This window comes from Bradyrhizobium sp. URHD0069, from assembly GCF_000701345.1.
GTDB lineage: Bacteria > Pseudomonadota > Alphaproteobacteria > Rhizobiales > Xanthobacteraceae > Bradyrhizobium.
Genome location: NZ_JNIJ01000009.1, coordinates 164,989 through 186,248, shown reverse-complemented (window position 1 = coordinate 186,248; position 21,260 = coordinate 164,989). Strand labels below are relative to the sequence as shown.

Genomic DNA, 21,260 nt, shown 5'->3' with positions numbered 1-21,260 from the left:
ACCCTCACTGCGCCTGCGCACCGATGCCGGCAGCCTTGATGATCGGCCACCATTTGTCGATCTCGGCTTTTTGAAAAGCCGCTAATCCTTCCGGCGTCTGCTGCTCACGCGGAGCGACATCGAGCCCCAACTCCATAAACCGCTTCTGCACGGCCGGATCGGCAAGCGCTTCGACGGTCGCGGCATTCAGCTTGGCGATGATGTCCTTCGGCGTACCTTTCGGCGCGAAGAAGCCGAACCAACCGGACATGTAAAGTCCGGGCACACCGGTTTCGTCGGCGGTCGGAATGTCCGGCATCGAGACCGAGCGCTGCGGCGACAGGTTAGCGAGCGCCTTGATCTTTCCGCCGCGAACCTGTGGCAGCGCCACCGCGCCTTGCACCACCAGAAGATCGACCTGGCCGGAGATGAGGTCGGTCATCGCGGGGCCCGCGCCGCGATAGGGAATCAACTGCACTTTCTGTCCGGTGAGTTTCTCGAAGGTGACGCCGCTGACGTTTGCCGCCGCATTCTGGTTGACGAAGTTGATCTTGCCGGGGTTTGCCTTCATCCAGGTGACGAGGTCTTTCAGATTGTCGGCCGGAAGATCCTTTTTGGCGACCATCAGCTGCGGATTGTTGGAAATCAGCGCGATCGGCTCGAAATCCTTCTCCAGGTCGTAATCGAGCTTATAGATAATACTGCCGACATGGGTGTCCCACTGGCCGATGTCGATCGTGTAACCGTCAGGCGCAGCGCGCGCGACCCGGCCGACCCCGATGCTGCCGCCGGCCCCGCCGATGTTTTCGATGATGATCGGCTGGCCGAGCAAGGCGCGCATGCGCTCAGCCATGATACGGGCGGCGGCGTCGGTCGATCCGCCCGCCGGGAATGGAACTACCAGCGTTATTTGACGCGACGGATAGCTCTGCGCATGCGCGCCGGCGATGCCGGCGACGAGTATCAATGACAGCGCGACCAGCAATCTTCTCATGACTCTCCCCCTGAAAAACAAACCCGTTTGTCAACCGTTGCGATTAGAAACCCGAAAATATTCGTATGCAGTCCACGTACCGCTGGAAGAACACCGCCCAATTTTCATTCGAGGCGCTCGCCTTCTTCGTCAGTGGATTTCGGCCGAGCGGGCCAGCGCCTCTTTCAGCTTTTCCAGGGTAAATGACGGGCTGCGGGCAATTTCAAGAATTGGCGTCTCGCGGCGGCCACAGAGCTCAGCCGCATCCGGCAGCTTCGCGGCGATGTCGAGCGGGATGACCACGGCGCCGTGACGATCGGCGTGAATGAGATCGCCGGAGCGCACCGTCATTCCGGCCACCCGAACTTCGCCGCCAAAACTATCGGCATGAACGTAGGCGTGAGACGGTCCGATCGAGCCTGCAAGCGCCTGGAAGCCGGGCGCCCATTGCGGGATGTCGCGGATTGATCCGTCGGTGATCACGCCGAGACAGCCAAGCGCCTTGTGCACCGAACTTTGAACCTCGCCCCAGAAAGCGCCAAATCCCACGTCTGGGCCATCGATGTCCTGAATGACGTTGATGCGCGGCCCCGCTCCGGTGCCGACATATTCGTAATAGGCGATCCGCCGTTTCTGCTGTTCGGCGGCCGGAAGACCGGAAGCGAGGACCGAGCGGATCGTCGTCGTGCGCGCATATCCGACCATCGGCGGCAGATCGGGAAAAGGACATACCAGCGGCTTGGTCGTATAGCCGATCAGACGACGTTCCGGCGCGACGATTTCCAGCGCGTTGCAGATCGTCGGCGTGTCATAGCGCCCCAACGCTTCAAGAAGTGCAGCAGGCAGCAGCGCCTTAGTGGAATTCGTCACGGCGTTTCTCTCCAGTTTTTTATGGGCTGGCCATTGTTTGAAGGCGGCCTAGGATCAGCCATATACCCGAGTTTGGGACCCAACCCAACTCGGCGAGAACTCATGGCAGATATCTTAGTCTAAGAGATGAAGTTGCCGGCCCGTCGAACAGTCCGCTCAATTCAGCCGCGCCGGCCGATCGTCCTGTTCGGATTCGCTGACCGCTGCGAACGGTGTCGCCGGACTTGACGAAGCGACATCGGCCGGGGTTGCGGACGGCACGGCGGCGGCGCGCGCGTGGTCGCGATAAGACTTCCATCCGGCCGGCAGGCTCAAGAGGTAGAGCACCGAACCCGCCGACAAAATGTGCCAGGGATAACCGATCAACAGCGCTATGAAGAAGATCACGGAGACGAAAACCGGCAACACCATTTCCGGCGGCACCCGCATGCGAACGGTTTTGCCGGAAAACACCGGCAGGCGCGACACCATCAGGAACGCGATCAGCAGCGTATAGAACGCCGTCAGCATCGCCGGCGGTTTCGGCAGACCGAGGAATCCAAGGTAGATCGGAAGCAGCACGGTGATGGCGCCGGCGGGCGCCGGAACGCCCGTGAAGTAATTAGCCGCAAAGGCGGGCTTGTTCGGATCGTCCATGGTCGCGTTGAAGCGTGCAAGCCGCAGGCCGCCGCTGATCGCGAAAACCATCGCCGCGATCCAGCCGCCGTTGTGCAGCTCATTCAACTGCCAAGAGTACAGGATCAGACCCGGTGCGACGCCGAAATTGACGAAATCGGCGAGGCTGTCCAGCTCCGCCCCGAATTTCGACTGGCCCTTGATCATGCGCGCCACGCGGCCGTCGAGCCCATCGAGCAGGGCTGCAAAGACGATCGCCGCCACCGCCAATTCCATCCGCCCTTCGGTGGACAGGCGGATCGCCGTCAAGCCCGCGCAAATCGCGAGCAAGGTGATCACGTTGGGCACCAGCATCCGCACCGGGATCGGACGAAACCGGCGGCGGCGCATTTCGGGATTTTTGGGGTCGACAGGCATCTGCATGGCAGGCCTACATATAGCAGGCACCGGCCCATTCCGCCAATGTGGCGGTCGGCCGACCCGGTTCGGCCGCCTGGATGGTTAATCGGCGCGGTAAGTTCGTCCGCCATCGCCAAGCCTGAAATCGGCCAGGACGGTCTCCCCGGCGACCGCGGTCTGGCCCTCGGAGACCAGCGCTGTGGTGCCGTCGGGCAGGTATACGTCGAGACGCGATCCGAAGCGAATCAAGCCGAAACGCTCGCCGGCGCCGATCGTCTGTCCTTCGCGAACGAACGATACGATCCGCCGCGCCACCAGCCCGGCGATCTGGATCACCCCGATGCGCCCGTTCGGAGTGGAGATCACAAGCGAGTTGCGCTCGTTGTCTTCGCTCGCTTTATCCAGGTCGGCATTGATAAAGGTGCCCGGCCGATACGCGATGCGATCGATCCGTCCCGCCACCGGACTGCGGTTCACGTGGCAATTGAACACGCTCATGAATATCGAAATACGCGGCAGCGGCTTGTCGCCGAGACCTAGTTCGGCCGGCGGCAACACCTGCGTCACCATCGAGATCCGCCCGTCGGCCGGCGCCACCACAAGGCCTTCGCGCACCGGCGTCACCCGCGCCGGATCGCGGAAAAACAGCGCACACCAGATCGTCAGCAGCGTGCCGAGCCAGCCAAGCGGCGTCCAGATCCAGAACAGGATCAGACTAGCAAGCGCAAAGGCGCCGATAAACGGATAGCCCTCTGGGTGGATCGGCGGAATTTGTGCGCGGATAGAATTGGCAATCGACATCGATTTCACTGATCTGTTGGCCACTCACCCGTGGCGGGAGAGGAAATTATGTTTCGGTCATTCGGCAGCCGCTGGCGTCACCAGCGCGTCGTCGACCGGTGGCGGCACCCGGTTCGGCGCTTCGTTCTCGTCGGCAATCCGCGCCAGCTTCTCCCGCGCCTCTTGAGCCTCGCGCTGCCTGTTCCACATACTGGCATAAAGTCCGCCGCTTGCCAAAAGCTGCCCGTGCGTCCCGCGCTCGGCGATACGACCCTGATCCAGGACGATGATTTCGTCGGCGGCCACGATCGTGGACAGCCGATGCGCGATCACCAAAGAGGTGCGGTTGCGCGACACCCGCTCCAGCGCATCCTGAATTTCCTGCTCGGTATGGCTGTCGAGCGCCGAGGTTGCTTCGTCAAGCACCAGGATCGGCGGCGCCTTGAGCACCGTGCGCGCGATCGCGACGCGTTGCTTTTCACCACCGGATAACTTTAAGCCGCGCTCGCCAACCTGGGTCTCATAGCCTGTCGGCGACATGCGAATGAAGCTATCGATTTGCGCCAGCTGTGCCGCCTGTTCTACTTCGGCGTCGCTGGCATCCCAGCGGCCGTAGCGGATGTTGTAGCGGATGGTATCGTTGAACAACACGGTGTCCTGCGGCACCATGCCGATCGATGCCCGCAGCGACGCCTGCGTGACGTTTCGGATATCCTGACCATCGATCAGAATCTTGCCGCTTGAGACGTCATAGAGGCGGAACAGCAGGCGGGAAATGGTCGATTTGCCCGCGCCGGACGGACCGACAATCGCGACCGTCTTGCCGGCGGGCACCTCGAAACTGAGCCCTTTCAGGATCGGGCGTTCGGGATCATACGAAAATCGCACATCCTCGAAGCGCACGCTGCCTGACGACACGATCAACGGCTGGGCGCCGGGAACATCCTTGATCTCCGGATTCCGCGACAGAACGCCAAACATCTTTTCGATATCGATGATGGCCTGCTTGATCTCGCGATAGACCATGCCCATGAAGTTCAGCGGCTGATAAAGCTGAATCATCATGGCATTGACCATGACAAAATCGCCAACCGTATTGGTGCCGTTGCGCACGCCGATCGCACACATCAGCATGATGGCGGTCAGACCGATCGTGAAGATGATCGCCTGCCCGGTATTGAGAACCGCAAGCGACGTATAGGTTTTCACGCTGGCGCGCTCGTAGCGCTCCATCGAACGGTCGTAGCGCGCGGCTTCGCGCTCCTCGGCACTGAAATATTTGACCGTCTCGTAATTCAGAAGCGAGTCGATCGCCTTGGTGTTCGCCTCGGTGTCGGAGTCGTTCATCTTGCGCCGAATCTCGATCCGCCATTCGGTGGCGAGATAGGTGTAGTACATGTAGATCACGACCGTGATCATGGTGGCGAGCACATAGCGCCAGTCGAACTGCCAGAGCAGCACGGCCATCAGCAGCGACACCTCGACGATGGTCGGGACCAGTTGCAGAATCACCATCCGCACGATGACTTCGATGCCGAGACGGCCGCGCTCCAGCACGCGCGTCAGCCCTCCGGTCTTGCGCTCCAGATGAAAGCGCAGCGACAGTTCATGCATGTGGACAAAGGTGAGATAAGCGAGCTTGCGCACCGCGTGCATCGCCACGCGAGCGAAAATTCCGTCGCGCCACTGGGTCAGGACCGCCATCAACACGCGGACGGCGCCGTAGCTTAAGGTCATGATCAGGGGCGAGGCGATCAGCCACATCGTCCAGTTCGACGGTTGCACCGGCGCGGTATCGGCGCCGGTGAGCGCGTCGATCGCCCATTTGAACGTGAACGGCACCAAGAGCGTCGCCAGCTTGGCGACCAGCAGCAGCACCATCGACCAGGCCACACGCATCTTGAGATCGGCGCGGTCGCTGGGCCAGATGTACGGCCACAGATGTACCAGCGTCCCGATCAGAGTCGCCCGGTCGATGGATTGGTGAGAGGGAGGCAGCGCTTCGCCGGCACTCCGGGACGAATCGGTGTGAGCCATCAATTAGGTGCCTGGAGCAAATCGTTGCGCGGCTCCGCTGTCGCGCGTGTCTGTTCGTTCATCTGCATGGTTCCCGTCATATACAGCGTCTGAACGCCGCCTGCACCTGACGGCAAGTAATTCTTTGACGATTTCGCGGCATTTGGCGATATATTCAGCTGGCTTTGCGAATCGGATAGGCTTGACGCCTTTACGCTGCAGTGCCACATGCTCGAAATGGTCAAGATCAAAACTGTCTGCGTTTATTGCGGCTCCGGCCCCGGTACAAATCCCCATTTTATCGAAGCTGCCATCGAACTGGGTAAGGTTCTTGCCGAGAACCGCATCCGGCTCGTCTATGGCGGCGGCTCGATTGGGCTGATGGGCGCGGTAGCTACATCCGTCCTCGATCACGGCGGCACCGTCACCGGCATTATTCCGGATTTTCTCACCTCCCGCGAACATGCCCTGAAGCGCGTTCAGGAAATGATCGTCACACCCGACATGCACGAACGCAAGCGGCTGATGTTCGAGCGTTCCGATGCATTCGTGGCGCTGCCCGGCGGCATCGGCACGCTGGAGGAGCTGGTGGAGCAGCTGACCTGGCAGCAACTTGGCCGTCACACCAAGCCGATCCTGCTCGCCAACATCGACGGCTTCTGGGAACCGCTGTTTGCACTGCTCGCGCACATGCGTGCAACGCAATTCATTCGAGCTTCTCTGGCGGTGGATATTCTCAAAGCCGAACGGGTCGAGGATATCCTGCCGCGGTTGCATGCCGCCGCGGCCCGCGCGCCGGAGGGCACAGAAGAGCTGGCGCCTGAAATGGCGCGCCGGCTGTAGGCTTATCGCGGCGCCTCTGGATCGTCGCTTGGGAACGTCACCGCCTCGATGCGATTGCCGTCGGGGTCGATAACGAACGCCGCGTAATAACGCACCCGATCGTGCGGGCGCAGGCCTGGCGCGGCATCGGATCGGCCGCCGGCGTTCAGCGCCGCCAAATGGAACGCGTCGACCTCGCCGGCCGATTTCGCCCGAAGGCAGATGTGCACGCCGCTGCCCGGCGCGACCGGGGTCATATTTGCGCGCAGGTTGATCCAGAACTCCGGATAGCTCTTGCCGAAACCGACCGCCGCGGGCCGTGTAACCAGGCGTGACAGACCGAGCGGCGCCAGCGCCAGTTCATAGAAACGCCCGGCGCGCTCCAGGTCCCTCACGCCAACCGAAACATGATCGATCATCCGAGATTTCTCCCGAGTCGCGTGAAGAGAGTATCAGATGTCAACACGTCACCCCGGGCGCGCGTTAGCGCGAATCCGGAAATCTCGAAATTCCGGATAGGGTCTTGCGGACCATTCCGGAATGACGGAATCGATGTCAGGTCGGCGCGCCTGATTTCACCAGCTTGTAGATCACCGAATCCATCAGCGCCTGAAACGACGCGTCGATGATGTTGGGCGACACGCCGATGGTGGTCCAGCGCTCGCCCTCCTCGTCTTCGCTCTCGATCAGCACCCGCGTGACCGCTTCGGTACCACCGTTGAGGATACGCACGCGGTAATCGATCAGCTTCAGGCCTTCGATGTACTTCTGGTATTTGCCGAGATCCTTGCGCAGCGCGACGTCGAGCGCGTTGACGGGGCCGTTGCCCTCGGCCGCCGAGATCAGCCGTTCGCCGGCGACATCGACCTTCACCACCGCCATCGCAACGGTCACACGCTGGCCGTTGGCATTGTAGCGCTGCTCGACATTGACATCGAATTGTTCGACCCGGAAAAATTCCGGCACCCGGCCGAGCGTGCGCCGCGCCAAGAGATCGAACGACGCGTTAGCAGACTCATAGGCATAGCCTGCGGCTTCGCGGTCCTTCAACTCCTCGACGAGACGGACCAGCTTCGGGTCGCTTTTCTCGTAGGGAATGCCGGCCCGATCGAGTTCGGCGATCACATTCGAGCGGCCGGCCTGATCGGAAACCAGCAGCTTGCGGTGATTACCGACCGCTTCGGGCGACACGTGTTCGTAGGTCTGCGGATCCTTGAGCACGGCCGAAGCATGAATGCCGGTCTTGGTGACGAACGCGCTCTCGCCGACATAGGGCGCGTGGCGGTTCGGCGCCCGATTGAGCATGTCGTCGAGGCTGCGCGAAACCTTCATCAATGTCGCCATCTTTTCCAGCGACACGCCGATCTCGAAAGCATCGCAAAATTCGCTCTTGAGCCGCAAGGTCGGGATCAGCGAACACAGATTGGCGTTGCCGCAGCGTTCGCCGAGCCCGTTTAGCGTACCCTGGATTTGCCGCACGCCCGCGCGCACCGCGGCCAGCGAATTGGCAACCGCCTGCTCGGTGTCGTTATGGGCGTGAATGCCGACGTGATCGCCGGGAATATGTTTCACCACCTCGGTGACGATGGTCTCGACTTCGTGCGGCATGGTGCCGCCATTGGTGTCGCATAACACCACCCAGCGCGCGCCGGAATCATAGGCTGCCTTGGCGCAGGCAAGCGCGAATTCGGGGTTTTCCTTGTAGCCGTCGAAAAAATGCTCGCAATCGAGCATGACCTCCCGGCCGGCGGCTTTGGCGGCCTTCACGCTGTCGCGGATCGAGGCCAGATTCTCCTCGTTGGTGGTCTCCAGGGCGACCCGTACCTGATAGGCCGACGACTTCGCGACAAAACAGATTGCGTCGGCTTTGGCTTCCAAAAGCGCCGCCAGCCCCGGATCGTTGGAGGCCGAGCGCCCCGGACGCCGCGTCATGCCGAACGCCGTGAAGCTCGCGTGACCGAACTTCGGCCGCTTGGCAAAGAATTCGGTATCGGCCGGATTCGCACCGGGATAGCCGCCCTCGACATAATCGATGCCGAGTTGGTCGAGCATCTGCGCGATCAACTGCTTGTCATGCAGCGTGAAATCGACGCCGTTGGTCTGCGCACCGTCGCGTAGCGTGGTGTCGAACAGATAGAGCCGTTCGCGGTTCATTTCGGACCTCCCGGCGCAGCGCCGTCGGCCAGCGTCTTCTGCATCGTGGTGTTGGCAAGCCATTCGCCGTTGATCGTCACGGTGTTGCGCTGCTTGGCGACATATCCGCGCTTGGAGAAAAACTCCTGCGCATTGTCGCTGGCATCGACGGTAAGACTCTTCACGCCGCGTCCGCCGGCGAGTTTTTCCAGCGCCTCGCACAGCATCGATGCCACGCCCTGCCGGGCGGCGCTGGGGTGAACGTAGAGCATGTCGATATGATCGGCGCCCTTTAGCGCGGCAAACCCGACCGGCGCATTCCGCAGCGTCGCGATCAGCGTGAGTTCGCCGGCAAGACGCTTGCCGAATTGTTCTTCGTCGTCCGCGGCGCTCGCCCAGGCTTCCTGCTGCGCTTCGTTATAGTCGTCGCCGGTCAGTTCCTCGATTGAGGCCACGAAGATCGCCGCCAACACCGGCGTATCCGCCGCAAGGAATGGTCGCAAAGCCGGCTTGGGCAGCGTCTGTCCCATCGCTTCAAAATACCCCAAATAGTTTTAGCGCAAGCACCACGGCTGCCGCGATGACGACCCATTTGAGAACGATGTAATAGCGCCAATGCTTTGGGAAAGGTGTGTCAGGGCGGCTCATCGCGCAATCTCCCATGTGGTGCCTTCCTTGGAATCCTTGATGACGACACCCATTGCAGCGAGTTCGTCGCGGATACGATCGGATTCCTTGAAGTCTTTTCGCGCACGAGCGGCGGTACGATCTGAGATGAGACTATCGACTTTTTTCATGTCGATCCCACTCGCTTGCTGTTTCCGGCTCTTCCATTGCGCCGCACTCTCGGACAGGAAACCGAGAAACCGCAAGGAAGCAGCAAACTCGCTGCGGTCTCGGTCGTTTCCGGAAGCCGCGTTGTTCCGCAGACTGTGCAACAAGGCGATCATCTGCGGCGTGTTCAAATCGTCCGACAGCGCTTCGACAACAGCGTCAGATGGCCGTTCGCCCTTCACATCCGCGGCGACCCAATACCAGTCGTCAAGTGTCTTCGCGCTTTCTTCCACGCCCTTCAGCGTCCAGTCGATCGGCGATCGGTAGTGCGTCTTCAGCATGTTGAGACGCAGCACTTCACCTGGCCAATCGGCCAGCAAATCCCTGATGGTGACGAAATTGCCGAGGCTCTTCGACATCTTGTCGCCTTCGACCTGCAGGAAGCCGTTGTGCATCCAGACATTCGCCATGCGACTCTCGTGGAAAGCGCAGCAGCTTTGCGCGAGCTCGTTCTCGTGGTGCGGAAAAACCAGATCGATGCCGCCGCCATGGATGTCGAACTGCTCGCCGAGATGTTTCCAGGCCATCGCCGAGCACTCGACGTGCCAGCCCGGACGGCCCTCGGCCTTGATCCCTGACGGCGATGGCCATGACGGTTCGCCCGGCTTCGACGGCTTCCACAGCACGAAATCGGTGGCATCGCGCTTGTAGGGCGCGACATCGACGCGCGCGCCCGCGATCATCTCATCCAGCGAGCGGTTGGCGAGCGTGCCATAACGCGGCAAAATCGAATTCGCCGCATTCATCGCCTGTGGCGAGAACAGCACGTGGTCTTCGGCGACATAGGCAAAACCGCCCTGCACCAGCTTGTCGATGATGGTGCGCATTTCCGCGATATGCTCGGTAGCGCGCGGCTCGACCGTCGGGCGCAGGCAGCCGAGTGCATCGACATCGTCGTGAAACTGTTTTTCGGTCAGTTCGGTGACTTTGCGAATAGCTTCGTTCAGCGGCAGGCCGGGAAAATCCCGCGCGGCACGGTCGTTGATCTTGTCCTCGACGTCGGTGATGTTGCGAACATATTTGACGTGATCGGCGCCGTAGAGATGGCGCAACAGCCGGAACAGCACGTCGAACACAATCACCGGGCGCGCGTTGCCGATATGGGCGAAGTCGTAGACCGTGGGTCCGCAGACATACATGCGCACGTTTGCCGGATCGAGCGGCACGAATGGCCGCTTTTCCCTGTTCAACGTATCGTAGAGGCTCAAATGCATGGATATCCCGTCCCTTGCGGCCGGGCGTCCAATGATCTCACGTGAGAAAAGACGGCCTCAGCCAGCGAATCGCTAGCTCATAATCTCGCGGCAAATGCCGCAAATGGCGAGGAAACCGTTCATGTGGAATACCATGGGCCAGCTGAGGGGATTGCGTCAAGTGCCTCAGAAAAGCCTGCTTGGGGCACCAAACGGCCCGCCCCGCCATGGTTAATCATTGTTAATGTTTCGGGTTTATCGAATGAGGCTGGTCCCCTCGTTCTCGGTGCACAATGCGATCCCCATCAGCACTTTTGGCCTGTGTGCTCCTGCTCGCCACCTCGGCTGCGCGGGCCGATAGCCGCGTCTTCATCATCGCCAACCAGGCTGACAGCTACGGTATCGACCAGTGCCTCGCCAGGGGCGAAAAATGCGGCGCGCATGCCGCCCGGTCCTATTGCCAGTCGCGGGATTTCGCCCAGGCCTCGGCTTACCGGCGCGTCGAGCCAGATGAGATCACGGGGTCGGTCCCCACCGCAGGTGAGAGCTGCAATCATGCCGGTTGCAGCGAATACGTCGCAATTACCTGCCAGCGCTGAATCGTCTGCCCCGCAAGATCGCGGGCGGCCGATCCGCCACATCGGCGCCCCGGAAACGACGTGACGATGCCCCGAGAAGCGGGTATGTGAAACCGCGTTGGCCGTGCCTCCCGGCTTTGCAGCCTTTGCGCGGAATCCTTCTAATGGCCGGATATGCCTGAAACGCTGATGACTGCCCTCTCCCGCTGCATCCTGGCCTGCGCTGCGCTACTTGGCGTAAGCGCGCTGAGCGTTGACGCCTGGGCGCAGAATCCGCCCGGTGCGCCGCCACAGCAACAGGGACCGGCCGTCAATCCGATGTGCCTGCGGCTGGAAGCGCAACTGGCGACCATCGACCGCGGCAGCAGCGGCGACCCGGCCAAGGACGACCAAATCCGCCGCTACCAGGAGGCGGCTGCCAAACAGCAGGGTGAGCTCGATCGCGTCACGTCGCAGGCCAAGCGGATGGGCTGCGACAGTTCCGGATTCTTCTCGCTGTTCAGCGGCCAGTCGGCGCAATGCGGTCCGGTCAACAACCAAATTCAGCAGATGCGCGCCAATCTGGATCAGATCACCACCAGCCTTGAGCGGCTGCGCGGGGGCGGCTTTGCCGGCGCCGATCGCGAAAATCAACGCCGCTCGGTCCTGCTGGCGCTCGGGCAGAATAATTGCGGGCCGCAATATGCCAACGCGGCGCGCGGCCCGGGCAGTTTTCTGGAGAATCTGTTCGGTACCAACAACAATCCAGCCCCGCTCAGCGCCGACCTCGGCCCGCAATCCGGCACCTATCGCACGGTCTGCGTCCGCTCCTGCGACGGCGCTTACTTCCCGATCTCGTTCGCCACCGTGCCCGCCCGCTTCCCCGATGACGAGAGGACCTGCAAAAATCTCTGCCCGGCGGCGGAGGCGACGCTCTTCACCTATCGCAACCCCGGCGAAGACATGAACCAGGCGGTGTCGATCAACGGCCAGCCCTATTCGTCGTCTCCGAATGCGTTTCGCTACCGTCAGGAGTTCAATCCGTCTTGTGCCTGCAAGGCTGCTGGCCAGACCTGGTCCGACGCACTGAAGAGCATCGACGACAAAGCCGCCGCCGAGCAACAGGGCGACATCATCGTCACCGAAGAGAGCGCGAAGAAGATGTCGCGTCCGCCGTCGAAGACAGCTCCCGCCCCTGCCAAGAAGGGTGCTGCGCCCGCAGGTACGACAGCAAGCACGCCGGCCTCCGACGCGCCGGCAGAACCAGCGCCTTCAACCGGTACCGCATCGGATAGCAAGCCGATCCGTTCGGTGGGTCCGACCTTTATCCCCGCGCGCTAGGTTCTGATTCTCATCTCGTTTGAGCATGATCTCCGGGCAGGCGCTTCGCGTGGTCCGGAGGAAAACCGGTCCCGCTTTTCCGGATCATGCTCTCACCTATCCGTCAAACGCTTCCGCCGATCCGCGGCTCGCGCGCGCCACCAGCTTGTCGTCGGGTTTGGGCAGCCCTTCGCCCATATCGCGAAAGCGATTGGTGATGGGATAGCGGCGGTCGCGGCCGAAATTCTTCTGTGTCACCTTGACACCCGGCGCGGCCTGCCGCCGCTTGTACTCGGCGACGTTGAGGAGGCGATCGATCCGCGCCACTACCTCGCGGTCAAACCCCGCGGCCACGATCGACGCCAGCGGCTCCTCCCGCTCGACCAGCCGTTCCAGGATCGCATCGAGCACCCCGTAGGGCGGCAACGAATCCTGATCGGTCTGGTTTTCGCGCAGTTCCGCGGTCGGCGGCCGGGTGATGATGTTGACCGGAATGACTTCGCCGGATGGGCCGAGCGCGCCGTCCGGCTTCCATGAATTGCGCAGGCTCGAAAGCCGAAACACTTCGGTCTTGTAGATATCCTTGATCGGGTTGAAGCCGCCGTTCATGTCGCCATAGAGCGTGGCGTAGCCCACCGACATTTCCGACTTGTTGCCCGTGGTGACCACCATCGCCCCGGTTTTGTTGGAGATCGCCATCAGCAGCGTGCCGCGTGTGCGTGCCTGCAGGTTCTCTTCGGTGATATCGCGCGGCAGGCCGGCGAAGATACCAGATAAAATCTCTTCAAAGCCGTTCACCGCCTGCGCGATCGGCAGCACCTCATAGCGGATGCCGAGCTTGCTCGCGAGTTTTGCTGCGTCATCGAGCGACACCTGCGCGGTGAACCGGAACGGCAGCATCACCCCGCGAACGCGCTCCGCCCCCAGCGCATCGACCGCAATCGCCGCGCACAGCGCGGAGTCGATGCCGCCGGATATGCCCAACAGCACGCCGGGAAATCCGTTTTTCCCGACATAGTCGCGCAGCCCCAGCACGCAAGCCGCGTAGTCGCCCCTGTCGCCATCGACGACGGGCGACACGGGTCCGCTGCAGCGCCAGCCGGTGTCAGTCTTGATCCAGCGCAACGTCGTGATGTTTTCTTCGAAAGCCGGCAATTGCGCCGCCACCGAAAGATCGGCATTCAACGCAAACGATGCGCCGTCGAATACGAGCTCGTCCTGTCCGCCGATCTGATTGAGATAGATCAGCGGCAGCCCGCTCTCGGTGACGCGCGCCACCGCGATCGACAGCCGCAAGTCGTTTTTGTCCCGCGCGTAGGGCGAGCCGTTCGGCACGACCAGAATTTCCGCACCGGTCTCCGCCAGGCATTCGACGACGTTTTCGTAGTCCTCCGACTCCTCTAGCCAGATGTCCTCGCAAATCGGCACGCCGACCCGGATACCGCGGATGGTCACCGGTCCCGCGGCAGGCCCGCGCGCGAACAGGCGCTTTTCATCGAACACGCCGTAATTCGGCAGGTTGGCCTTGAACCGAATAGCCGCGATGCGGCCTTCGTCCAGCAAGGCACAGGCGTTGTAGAGCTTGCCGTCCTCGACCCAGGGACTGCCGATCAGCATCGCCGGACCGCCGTCGGCGGTATCTCGCGCAAGCTCCTCGATGGCGGCGCGGCATGCCGCCTGAAACGCCGGCTTCAGCACCAGGTCTTCCGGCGGATAGCCGGCGATGTACAGTTCGGGCAAAATGACGAGGTCGGCACCGTCGGCACGCGCCTGCGCGCGGGCGGCGCGCGCCTTGGCGGCGTTGCCCATGACATCGCCGACCGTCGGGTTCAGCTGGGCCAGCGTGATCGTAAAATGTGCGGCGCGTTCGGTCATTGAGCGATGGTGCCTTGCGCACGGGCAAACTGCAATTGCATGCTTTAGATCGCGCCTATGCGTTCGGCGATGGCGAACAGCCAGAACAACCCGGCCATCACAAGCGCGACGCCCACCGCGGCGGAACCCATATCCTTGACCCGCCCGATCTGCGGATCGTGATCGGTCGTCAGGCGGTCGGCGAGCTTCTCGATCGCGGTGTTGAGCAGTTCGACGACCAGCACCAGCACGACGACGGCGACCAGCTCGATGCGACGCATCGTGGTGGCGCCGACCAGCCATGCCAATGGCAGGGATAGCGCCAGCGCGACGAGCTCTTCGCGAATGGCCTGCTCCGAGCGGATAGCAAAGGCCAGGCCGTTACGCGTATTGATCGTGGCCCGCCAGAACCGCAGCAACTCAAAGTCCCGCCGCGACCGGCATCGGCTTGACCTTGCTGCCGCGTTCTTGCTTGAGCAATTCCGCGATCAGGAAAGCCATGTCAATCGACTGCTCGGCATTGAGACGGGGATCGCAGACAGTGTGATAGCGATCGTTGAGGTCCTCGTCGGTGATGGCGCGCGCGCCGCCGATGCATTCGGTCACGTCCTGGCCGGTCATTTCCAGATGGACGCCGCCGGCGTGGGTGCCCTCCGCCGCGTGGATAGCGAAGAACGACTTCACCTCCGACAAGATCCGGTCGAATGGACGGGTCTTGTAGCCGCTGGTCGAGGTGATGGTGTTGCCGTGCATCGGATCGCATGACCAGACCACCGCACGGCCCTCGCGCTGCACGGCGCGGATCGTTTGCGGCAGATGATCGCCGACCTTGTCCGAACCGAGGCGGTTGATCAGCGTCAGGCGCCCCGGCTCATTGTCGGGATTGAGCACGTCGATCAGCCGCAACAATTCGTCCGTCTTGAGCGAGGGACCGCATTTCAAGCCGATCGGATTCTTGATGCCGCGGAAATATTCCACATGGCCGTGATCGAGCTGGCGGGTGCGGTCGCCGATCCAGATCATATGACCCGAGGTCGCGTACCAGTCGCCGGTCGTGGAATCGACCCGTGTGAAAGCCTGCTCGTAGCCGAGCAAAAGCGCCTCGTGGCTGGTGTAGAAGTCGGTGGCCCGCAGCTCGGGGTGGCTTTCGAGATCGAGCCCGCAGGCGCGCATGAAGTTCAGCGCGTCGGAGATGCGATCGGCCAACTCCTTGTAACGGCGCGACTGCGGGGAATCTTTCAGGAAACCAAGCATCCACTGGTGCACGCTGCCGAGATTGGCGAAGCCGCCGGTCGCAAAGGCGCGCAGCAGGTTTAGCGTCGCCGCCGACTGGCGATACGCCATCAACTGGCGCTGCGGATCGGGGATGCGCGACTCCGCCGTGAACGCGATATCGTTGACGATATCGCCGCGGTAGCTCGGCAGCTCGACGCCGTCGATCTTTTCGGTGGACGACGAGCGCGGCTTGGCAAATTGCCCGGCGATGCGCCCGACCTTCACCACCGGCACCGCGCCGGCATAGGTCAGCACCACCGCCATCTGCAGCAGCACGCGAAAGAAATCCCTGATATTGTTGGCGCCATGCTCGGCGAAGCTTTCGGCACAGTCGCCGCCTTGAAGGAGGAAGGCCTCGCCTGCGGCTACACGCGCAAGCGCCTTTTTCAGGTTGCGGGCCTCGCCTGCAAAAACCAGCGGAGGAAACGTGGCAAGCTGCGCCTCGACATCGGCCAACACCTTCGCGTCGGGATAATCGGGTACTTGCTTGACCGGCTTGGCGCGCCAGCTGTCGGGTGTCCACCGCTCGGACATGACGTCAACTCCTTAAACAAAAACCGCTACTTATCGGAGGTAGCGGCGGAGCCGGGTTATACACAGGCCGGTCACGGTCCGCCAGTTGGATTTCCGATACCCGAGACAAGCCCTTGCGGCAAAAGCCGAATCGCCCTTGTTGGAGGGACCGCGAAAGCGCGGGGAAATCGCGGGTGGCGGAGGCTGCGCTGGACGACGTTTTCATCGATGACATCACCTTCCCCGCTGCGGACGGATGTCTGCTGGGGGCGACGCTATTTTTGCCCCGCGGGGCGAAGCGCCAGGCCGTCCTGATCAATTCGGCCACCGCCGTGCCGCGCAAGATCTACCGGGGTTTTGCCGGCTATCTGGCGCGGCGCGGCTGCACGGTCCTGACCTACGACTACCGCGGCACCGGCGATAGCCGGCAGAAGGCGCTGGTCGGCTACAACCAGCCCAGATCGCTGGTCGGCTTCAAGGCCTCGATGTCGGACTGGGCCGCGCTCGATGTCTCTGCCGCCGTCGCCTGGATGCGCGGGCGTTACAAAACCCTGCCGCTCAACTATATCGGACATTCCTTCGGCGGCCAGGCGCTTGGACTGCTTCCCAATAATGGCGAGGTCTCGCGGGCGCTGTTGATCGCGGCCCAGGCCGGATACTGGAAGCTGATGGCCGGGCCGGAACGCTATCGTGTCTATGCCATGCTGAATTTCGTCGGCAGCCCCCTCACGCGCCTGTTGGGCTATGCGCCGGGCTGGAGCGGTTTGGGCGAGGATCTGCCGAAAGGCGTGTTTCTGGAATGGGTCAGTTGGGTCATGAGCAAACGCTATTTGTTCGACGATCCCGCGCTCAGCGGCCTAAAGAATTTTCCGAACTACCGCGGAGCGATGCGCGCGCTGTGCCTTTCCGATGATCCCTGGGCGACACAACCGGCGGTCGAACTGCTGTGCTCGGGATTTGTCTCGATCAAGCCGGAAATCCTGACCATCGCGCCCGCCGACGCCGGGGCAGCCAAGATCGGCCATTTCGGCTTCTTTCGCCCCGAACACCGCGACACGCTCTGGCGAGGTGCGGCGGAGTGGATCGAGGCGGCGGAATAGGCTGGATGGCGCTCGCTTCAACCTGGTGTCGTCCCGGCGACGGCATCATGTAACTGATTCAGTTTTCAAAGAGCCAAAGACAATTTGCAGACCGTCATTGCGAGCCAACGGTCGCGCGAATGCGCGCCCGATGACAGGCTCCGCGAAGCAATCCATTTCGCTGAAAAGAAAGAATGGATTGCTTCGTCGCTTCGCTCCTCGCAATGACGTCGCTCCAATTTCAGATGCGCGTCCGCGCTCTCGCGGCGCGATGCGCCCGAGTGATGCAAAAATCTTTCGCCCGAATGAGGGCGTGGGGAATGCCGGGTGCACGGTGCACCCGCAGCCCGTGTGCAATGGTAGTAAGCACACGGTAGTCACCGCAGGTCACCGGAACACCCGGCATTCCCGCACGCAATGGTTTTAACGGCTTATATCGTGCTCTCCCCGGCGACGAATTCGTCTTGTCACCGTCATCGGCGGATTGAAGGTTTTGTCAGAGCCCGGTTGGGCCAACGAAACCTCCGCCGACTTGACACCAGCAACGGGTGCCAGGACCACACGGTTTTGCCGTACGCGACCCGTCTTCGCCAAGAGGCTTCGCCGGGCTGTGCACCTCCGGCGAAACTTTAGTGAAAACGGAAGCAACATCGTTCGTCTGCGCGCCGCAAATCGTTCGTCTGCGCGCCGCAAATCGCTCACGAGGTTCAACTCGCCCTGCGATTGCCAATGCGCGCCCGACGCTGCCGCGTCCACCGCATCCCATCCCGCGTCCGTGACGATCGCGATACGCCCCTCATGTGGGACGAGACGGCGAGGGATATAGATTTGATTTGGGTAAAACGGGAAGCGGAATATTTTTGCAAATGGGGCTGGACAGGAAAGTCGGTGATTTGCCCGTCGGGCAAAGGACCGGGATGGCGCGCGAGCGCTCGCTGGGCGCTCGCGCTTGATTTCGATTGAGTCACGCGGCCTTGGCGGCCGGTTCCGAGCCGCCTGTTTCCATGGCTCTCATATACATATCAAGCAGAGTTTCGCGCTCATCGCGCTCGTCCTTATCTTCCTTCCTCAGCTTGATGATTTCCTTGAGTATTTTCACATCAAAACCCTCAGCCTTGGCCTCTGAAAAGACCTCCTTTTTCGACTCGCTCAACTCCTGCAATTCGGTGTCCAAGTGCTCGATCCGTTCTACGAAAGAACGGATCCGTCCGCCGGGAATGCTGATGTCAGACATGGTGCCTCTCTGTTGAATGAGATCGTGAAAATGAACGCAAAGAAATAACCAATGCGTTAACTCAGGGGGCACCTATCAAAATGTCGCTCTCGCGCGGTCGGACTACGGCGCGCTATCGCGCGTTTGGGCCGCCCACCGAATTGCCTGAATCGAATGACTAGTCGATTCAACTTCGAGCCAACGAAGTCTGGGTGCGGTAGTCCACGGCCGGTCGCGCCGTAGCATGCCCCCGCGGGCGGAACCGCAGTGTCGAATAGGCGTTGAAGCTTCCGAGCAATTTTTTCGGTTCGCACAAGCCAAGGGAGCATAGATCATGTCGGCGCGATCACTCTCTCAAGCGGTCCTTTGTTCTCTTGTGATGGTTGGCGTCTTCTCGCCTGCCCATGCCCTGACCCAGCAGGAGCTTGTAGCCAAGCTTGAAGCCGCGGGTTATTCGCAAATCCGAGAAATCAAATCCACCGCCGAAGGTACGGCCGTCAGGGCGATGAAAAACGGCAAGGAAGTATCCCTCGTCGTCGACAGCAGCGGCCAAATCCAAGAGCGGCGCTAGAGACTGGTTCTTTCGCCGCGGCAATTCGTTGCAACTGTCTGCCGGCGCCCGGCCGCTCCTTCGTCCAGTACCCAGGCTCTGAGTTTGGGCCGGCCTGCCCGGGCGGCGCTGCCATAGCGCTTTATCGGTTGCCGGTAACGTCTCACCCGCGGTGATATCGGTTCATGAGTCCATCTGTACGATCGCCCGCCATGAGCGGTTTGCGCATCCGGCCGATGCGGCCGGACGAAATTTCAATAGCCGTGAACTGGGCGGCAACCGAAGGCTGGAACCCGGGCCTCGCCGACGACGCCTGCTTCGCCGCGGCCGATCCGGAAAGCTTCTTCATCGGCGAGTTCGAAGGCGCTCCGGCCGCCACCGTCTCCTGCGTCAATTACGGTGCGAGCTTCGCCTTCCTCGGTTTCTATATCGTGCGAGAGGACTTGCGCGGCCGTGGCTACGGACTGCGCATATGGAACGCGGCCATCGCGCACGCTGGCCCACGCGTGATCGGGCTCGATGGCGTGGTGGCGCAGCAGCAAAACTACAGGGTTTCCGGATTCAAGCTCGCTTACGCCAACGTCCGTTACGGCGGTACCGTCGCGACGCCGGATGCGCCGCAGGCTGGTGTCATCGCGCTGACCCAAGTCCCATTGGCGACTGTGGAGGCTTACGACGCGACCGTGTTCCCCGCTCCGCGCACCGCGTTCCTGCGCGCCTGGATCGGCTCGCCCGGGCATGTCGGTCGCGCGCTCGTGCGCGATGGAGGGCTTGCCGGCTGGGGCGTGATCCGTCCATGCCGGAAGGGCCGCAAGATCGGCCCACTGGTGGCCGACGACCGCGCCACCGCCGAGGTGGTTCTGTCGGCTTTGCTGGCCAGCGCGGGCGGCGGCGAGATATTCCTCGACGTTCCAAGCATTAACCGCGACGCGGTGGCGTTGGCGCAAGACCTGGGGCTCGCGCCAGTGTTCGAGACTGCGCGCATGTATACAGGCGCGATCCCGCCGTTGCGGTTGGAGCGGATATTCGGCGTCACCACCTTTGAGCTGGGGTAGCTCCCCTCCCCACGCGAGCAATGGCCACGTCGCGCAATCGGACGATCAGTTGATCGAGCGATGGCACGAGAGGACGCGTTTACCGAATGCTGTTCCTGTAGATGTTTTCCGTTTTTCATGATGACGACAAGGTCTTTCGCACCGGTCTTAGGCGTGTACTCATTTATCGGTGTCTTTAGTAGTGTGTGTTACCGCTTTCGGCACAGGCGTAGAATCGCGATCGGTGCGATCACCGCGCGCGGACGATTGCTGGAGCACTGAGGCTCTGTGAGATGTGAACAGCTTGGCGGCTTCTGTCGCGCTGAAGACGGTTTGGAACAAAAAATCATGAGACGGTTTGGAACACAAACAATCATGGTGGGTTAAGTTCGATCCCCTAAGATCAAGGGAGAATGACCATGAAACTTGCGACAATAGCATTGGCTTCTGTGTTCGCACTTTCAAGCACGTTCGCGCTTGCACAGACAAAGCATCAATCCACAAGTCCAAAGCATCAATCCACAAGTCAGCATAAGTACAAGTCGGCCAATAAGTACAAGTCGGGCGTCAGGACCCAACAAGGTACGGTCGGCATGGGGCGTTACGGAGGCAGCTCGAACGACAGAGGCGGCTTGGTTGGCGGCGCGGACCCCGGTACCTACAGGCCCTAAGAGTAAGCGCCGCGTTTCTGCGGGGCTTTTGTGCACTCTTCGACCGAAGTAGCGCGGCGCCTTACCGAACAAACACAATTTATGAGTACACGCCCTGGATTAGCTTGAATATTCGCCAGCAGATCGCCGTCGACAATCGGCACAGGGACTTGTTCAGCAGCGGACCTTGATGGGCACCTTCACGATTCCGGCGAGCACACTTTGGAGATCGGCAACGGCTTGGCCGCATGACCTGACGCCGCAGCCACTCTGTCGGCGGGAGCGGACCAACTACCCATAGCCCGTTCGCAGATTGGTACGGGCGCCGTCGATGTTCGAACTTAGCATTTCAAAGACCAAGGCACTTGGCTTGGCCAAACTGAGGAGACGGGCGGATTAGGTGATCGAATGAAGTCGCCTATGTCTCCTGGTGGGCACTTTTCGGACGTAACCGGTCTAGCCGACGAAGTTTGTTCATTGGGTCAAAGGGTCAAAGCCGACTTCACGCTAAAGCGCCTACACTTCTTAGTCTGCCCCAAGGCAGACATTGCCGCGCCAATTTAAGGATTAACCTCCGTCAGTTGAATACGGCTGTTTGGCC

General features: G+C 61.5%; 19 protein-coding genes. 6 read left to right on the top strand and 13 right to left on the bottom strand.

What is annotated here, in order from left to right:
- Positions 1-4: 4 nt before the first annotated feature.
- The 5 genes from N554_RS0103885 to N554_RS0103865 all read right to left on the bottom strand — a co-directional run bounded on the left by N554_RS0103885 (position 5) and on the right by N554_RS0103865 (position 5,653).
- The gene (locus N554_RS0103885; protein WP_029582276.1) at positions 5-973 is read right to left on the bottom strand and encodes a Bug family tripartite tricarboxylate transporter substrate binding protein; all 969 of its coding nucleotides are present in this window, start codon (positions 971-973) and stop codon (positions 5-7) included.
- Between the two features lie 129 nt (positions 974-1,102).
- Positions 1,103-1,822, bottom strand: a complete 720-nt coding sequence (locus N554_RS0103880; protein ID WP_029582275.1) for an RraA family protein — start codon at positions 1,820-1,822, stop codon at positions 1,103-1,105.
- Between the two features lie 156 nt (positions 1,823-1,978).
- Positions 1,979-2,854 (bottom strand): CDP-diacylglycerol--serine O-phosphatidyltransferase, encoded by an 876-nt coding sequence (pssA, locus tag N554_RS0103875; protein WP_029582274.1) that lies wholly within the window; start codon positions 2,852-2,854, stop codon positions 1,979-1,981.
- An 84-nt stretch (positions 2,855-2,938) separates the two neighbouring features.
- Positions 2,939-3,637, bottom strand: coding sequence for a phosphatidylserine decarboxylase (locus N554_RS0103870; protein WP_029582273.1), 699 nt, complete (start codon positions 3,635-3,637; stop codon positions 2,939-2,941).
- Positions 3,638-3,694: 57 nt separating this feature from the next.
- The gene (locus N554_RS0103865) at positions 3,695-5,653 is read right to left on the bottom strand and encodes an ABCB family ABC transporter ATP-binding protein/permease (RefSeq protein WP_029582272.1); all 1,959 of its coding nucleotides are present in this window, start codon (positions 5,651-5,653) and stop codon (positions 3,695-3,697) included.
- A 216-nt stretch (positions 5,654-5,869) separates the two neighbouring features.
- On the opposite strand from N554_RS0103865, the gene N554_RS0103855 reads away from it, so the two are divergent.
- Positions 5,870-6,475 (top strand): LOG family protein, encoded by a 606-nt coding sequence (locus N554_RS0103855; protein WP_029582270.1) that lies wholly within the window; start codon positions 5,870-5,872, stop codon positions 6,473-6,475.
- 2 nt (positions 6,476-6,477) lie between these two features.
- On the opposite strand, the gene N554_RS0103850 is transcribed toward N554_RS0103855, so the two are convergent.
- The 4 genes from N554_RS0103850 to cysS all read right to left on the bottom strand — a co-directional run bounded on the left by N554_RS0103850 (position 6,478) and on the right by cysS (position 10,635).
- Complete coding sequence (locus N554_RS0103850; protein ID WP_029582269.1) at positions 6,478-6,873, bottom strand: VOC family protein; 396 nt, start codon at positions 6,871-6,873, stop codon at positions 6,478-6,480.
- A gap of 136 nt (positions 6,874-7,009) precedes the next feature.
- Positions 7,010-8,608 (bottom strand): citramalate synthase, encoded by a 1,599-nt coding sequence (gene cimA / locus N554_RS0103845; protein ID WP_029582268.1) that lies wholly within the window; start codon positions 8,606-8,608, stop codon positions 7,010-7,012.
- On the bottom strand, positions 8,605-9,117 hold the full coding sequence (locus N554_RS0103840) for a GNAT family N-acetyltransferase (RefSeq protein ID WP_029582267.1): 513 nt from the start codon (positions 9,115-9,117) through the stop codon (positions 8,605-8,607). Before N554_RS0103840 ends, cimA begins: the two co-directional genes overlap by 4 nt.
- 114 nt (positions 9,118-9,231) lie before the next feature.
- A complete protein-coding gene (cysS, locus tag N554_RS0103835; protein WP_029582266.1) occupies positions 9,232-10,635 on the bottom strand; it encodes a cysteine--tRNA ligase in 1,404 nt (467 codons plus the stop codon).
- A gap of 272 nt (positions 10,636-10,907) precedes the next feature.
- On the opposite strand from cysS, the gene N554_RS0103830 reads away from it, so the two are divergent.
- A complete protein-coding gene (locus N554_RS0103830) occupies positions 10,908-11,213 on the top strand; it encodes a hypothetical protein (protein ID WP_029582265.1) in 306 nt (101 codons plus the stop codon).
- Positions 11,214-11,366: 153 nt separating this feature from the next.
- The gene (locus N554_RS0103825; protein ID WP_029582264.1) at positions 11,367-12,512 is read left to right on the top strand and encodes a DUF2865 domain-containing protein; all 1,146 of its coding nucleotides are present in this window, start codon (positions 11,367-11,369) and stop codon (positions 12,510-12,512) included.
- Positions 12,513-12,608: 96 nt separating this feature from the next.
- Here the strand turns inward: N554_RS0103825 and N554_RS0103820 are convergent, their stop codons facing one another.
- The 3 genes from N554_RS0103820 to N554_RS0103810 are packed head-to-tail and all read right to left on the bottom strand — an operon-like array spanning position 12,609 to position 16,154.
- Positions 12,609-14,366 (bottom strand): NAD+ synthase, encoded by a 1,758-nt coding sequence (locus tag N554_RS0103820; protein WP_029582263.1) that lies wholly within the window; start codon positions 14,364-14,366, stop codon positions 12,609-12,611.
- Between the two features lie 44 nt (positions 14,367-14,410).
- Complete coding sequence (locus N554_RS0103815) at positions 14,411-14,764, bottom strand: diacylglycerol kinase (protein WP_029582262.1); 354 nt, start codon at positions 14,762-14,764, stop codon at positions 14,411-14,413.
- A 1-nt stretch (position 14,765) separates the two neighbouring features.
- Entirely contained in the window at positions 14,766-16,154 is a 1,389-nt protein-coding gene (locus tag N554_RS0103810; protein WP_029582261.1) for a class II 3-deoxy-7-phosphoheptulonate synthase, read from the bottom strand.
- A gap of 173 nt (positions 16,155-16,327) precedes the next feature.
- Here N554_RS0103810 and N554_RS0103805 point away from each other — a divergent pair, with 173 nt between their 5' ends.
- A complete protein-coding gene (locus tag N554_RS0103805) occupies positions 16,328-17,233 on the top strand; it encodes an alpha/beta hydrolase family protein (RefSeq protein ID WP_029582260.1) in 906 nt (301 codons plus the stop codon).
- A 943-nt stretch (positions 17,234-18,176) separates the two neighbouring features.
- On the opposite strand, the gene N554_RS0103795 is transcribed toward N554_RS0103805, so the two are convergent.
- Complete coding sequence (locus N554_RS0103795; RefSeq protein ID WP_029582258.1) at positions 18,177-18,446, bottom strand: DUF2312 domain-containing protein; 270 nt, start codon at positions 18,444-18,446, stop codon at positions 18,177-18,179.
- A 313-nt stretch (positions 18,447-18,759) separates the two neighbouring features.
- Here N554_RS0103795 and N554_RS0103790 point away from each other — a divergent pair, with 313 nt between their 5' ends.
- Positions 18,760-18,996, top strand: coding sequence for a PepSY domain-containing protein (locus tag N554_RS0103790; protein WP_029582257.1), 237 nt, complete (start codon positions 18,760-18,762; stop codon positions 18,994-18,996).
- Between the two features lie 191 nt (positions 18,997-19,187).
- On the top strand, positions 19,188-20,030 hold the full coding sequence (locus N554_RS0103785) for a GNAT family N-acetyltransferase (protein ID WP_029582256.1): 843 nt from the start codon (positions 19,188-19,190) through the stop codon (positions 20,028-20,030).
- Positions 20,031-21,260 lie beyond the last annotated feature (1,230 nt).

Excerpts from the sequence above, each read along its gene's own strand:
- N554_RS0103885 (WP_029582276.1), bottom strand. The coding sequence starts at position 973 with ATGAGAAGATTGCTGGTCGCGCTGTCATTGATACTCGTCGCCGGCATC.
- pssA (WP_029582274.1), bottom strand. The coding sequence starts at position 2,854 with ATGCCTGTCGACCCCAAAAATCCCGAAATGCGCCGCCGCCGGTTTCGT.
- N554_RS0103870 (WP_029582273.1), bottom strand. The coding sequence starts at position 3,637 with ATGTCGATTGCCAATTCTATCCGCGCACAAATTCCGCCGATCCACCCA.
- N554_RS0103865 (WP_029582272.1), bottom strand. The coding sequence starts at position 5,653 with ATGGCTCACACCGATTCGTCCCGGAGTGCCGGCGAAGCGCTGCCTCCC.
- N554_RS0103855 (WP_029582270.1), top strand. The coding sequence starts at position 5,870 with ATGGTCAAGATCAAAACTGTCTGCGTTTATTGCGGCTCCGGCCCCGGT.
- N554_RS0103850 (WP_029582269.1), bottom strand. The coding sequence starts at position 6,873 with ATGATCGATCATGTTTCGGTTGGCGTGAGGGACCTGGAGCGCGCCGGG.
- cimA (WP_029582268.1), bottom strand. The coding sequence starts at position 8,608 with ATGAACCGCGAACGGCTCTATCTGTTCGACACCACGCTACGCGACGGT.
- N554_RS0103840 (WP_029582267.1), bottom strand. The coding sequence starts at position 9,117 with ATGGGACAGACGCTGCCCAAGCCGGCTTTGCGACCATTCCTTGCGGCG.
- cysS (WP_029582266.1), bottom strand. The coding sequence starts at position 10,635 with ATGCATTTGAGCCTCTACGATACGTTGAACAGGGAAAAGCGGCCATTC.
- N554_RS0103830 (WP_029582265.1), top strand. The coding sequence starts at position 10,908 with ATGCGATCCCCATCAGCACTTTTGGCCTGTGTGCTCCTGCTCGCCACC.
- N554_RS0103825 (WP_029582264.1), top strand. The coding sequence starts at position 11,367 with ATGCCTGAAACGCTGATGACTGCCCTCTCCCGCTGCATCCTGGCCTGC.
- N554_RS0103820 (WP_029582263.1), bottom strand. The coding sequence starts at position 14,366 with ATGACCGAACGCGCCGCACATTTTACGATCACGCTGGCCCAGCTGAAC.
- N554_RS0103810 (WP_029582261.1), bottom strand. The coding sequence starts at position 16,154 with ATGTCCGAGCGGTGGACACCCGACAGCTGGCGCGCCAAGCCGGTCAAG.
- N554_RS0103795 (WP_029582258.1), bottom strand. The coding sequence starts at position 18,446 with ATGTCTGACATCAGCATTCCCGGCGGACGGATCCGTTCTTTCGTAGAA.
- N554_RS0103790 (WP_029582257.1), top strand. The coding sequence starts at position 18,760 with ATGTCGGCGCGATCACTCTCTCAAGCGGTCCTTTGTTCTCTTGTGATG.
- N554_RS0103785 (WP_029582256.1), top strand. The coding sequence starts at position 19,188 with ATGAGCGGTTTGCGCATCCGGCCGATGCGGCCGGACGAAATTTCAATA.